Origin of the sequence: Occallatibacter gabretensis (assembly GCF_001449115.1) — a bacterium.
Lineage (GTDB): Bacteria > Acidobacteriota > Terriglobia > Terriglobales > Acidobacteriaceae > Telmatobacter > Telmatobacter gabretensis.
Map to the genome: position 1 here is coordinate 1 of NZ_LAIJ01000011.1, position 1,155 is coordinate 1,155.

1 protein-coding gene is annotated in these 1,155 nt (G+C 58.1%); it reads right to left on the reverse strand.

Going from position 1 to position 1,155, the window contains the following annotated elements; translation table 11 throughout:
* Entirely contained in the window at positions 1-1,095 is a 1,095-nt protein-coding gene (locus VO84_RS19140) for an ISAs1 family transposase (RefSeq protein ID WP_058189401.1), read from the reverse strand.
* Positions 1,096-1,155: the final 60 nt, after the last annotated feature.

Consider the following 1,155-nt stretch of genomic DNA (forward strand, 5'->3'; position numbering starts at 1 on the left):
TTAATTGCCGAGTAGCTGCAGGAGGTAGTCATTGTCCCATCCGGCCTGGAGGCGTTTACCTTTGATGCCGAGCTTGCATATTTTGTCCTGTCGAAGCATGTTGAGGGCGATGCGGTTGAGGATGGAGAAGTTCTGCGCAGCATTTCCGGCGCGTTTGCGATCCAGGTCTTCTCCGAAGCTGACATCGAGGGCCCAGTGGAGCTTGTTTTCGATGCTCCAGTGGTTGCGAATAGCTTGATTCAGCCGCGCCGCGTCGGGGCCAAGGCTGGTGATGTAGTAGCGGATTTCGCGTTCGGTCTTGCCTGTCGCCTTGTGGTAGCGTTCCGACTCGATGCGTACCAACCCCTGTAATGACGCCCATGCGGAGGCATTTTCAAGAAGGCTCAAGTCCGCGATTACCGAGCAGCGGCGCCGTTCCACGCGCCCGTGGCCGCAGTCGATCTCTTCCTTCACTCCATCGACGGCCAGCATCTGAAACGAGTCTTTGATCTCGGCCAGTAGATTGGCCTGGTTCTCTTTGACCGCCAGGATATAGTCGGCCTTTTTAGAGATGATCTTCTCCGCGATCGACCGCTGGCAACCCATCGCATCAACGGTGACCACGCTTCCACTCAACTCCAGCGCCGCTAGAAGCTTGGGAATGGCCGTAATCTCGTTGGACTTGTCGTCGACCTTGCGCTGGGCAAGCACGAGGTTGTTGGCGCTGGCCCAGGCAGAAACCATGTGCACCAGCGTTGACTTGCCCAGCTCGCGCGTGCCGCACAGCGCCTTGCCATCGATGGCCACCACCTCGCCCGCCGTCAGTTTCGCAATCGACGACACCCAGGCCGCAAACCCCTCCTCCAGCTCCGCCGGATCAAGCCCGGAGATGACCCGATTGAAAGTGTCGTGCGAGGGAATGCCGCCCGGCAACTTCAGAAAACCCTTGAACCACAGGCGTTTGGCCTTGCCGTACCCCTCGATCTCGTTCCAGCTTCCGGCTCCGCTCAACACCGCCGCTATCGTCATCAACAGAATCTCTTCCAGTAAATGCTCCCGCGTCCGCTCCACCCGCGGATCACGCAACTCGGCGAAATACTTCAAAGGATTGTTCATCCCTCCATCTCAACCGCTATCACCCTCCACTCATATAGCAATTAAGATGCGTCGGCCCTG

What these genes read in the sequence shown, in the direction of transcription:
- VO84_RS19140 (WP_058189401.1), bottom strand. Translation starts at nt 1,095, where the DNA reads ATGAACAATCCTTTGAAGTATTTCGCCGAGTTGCGTGATCCGCGGGTG.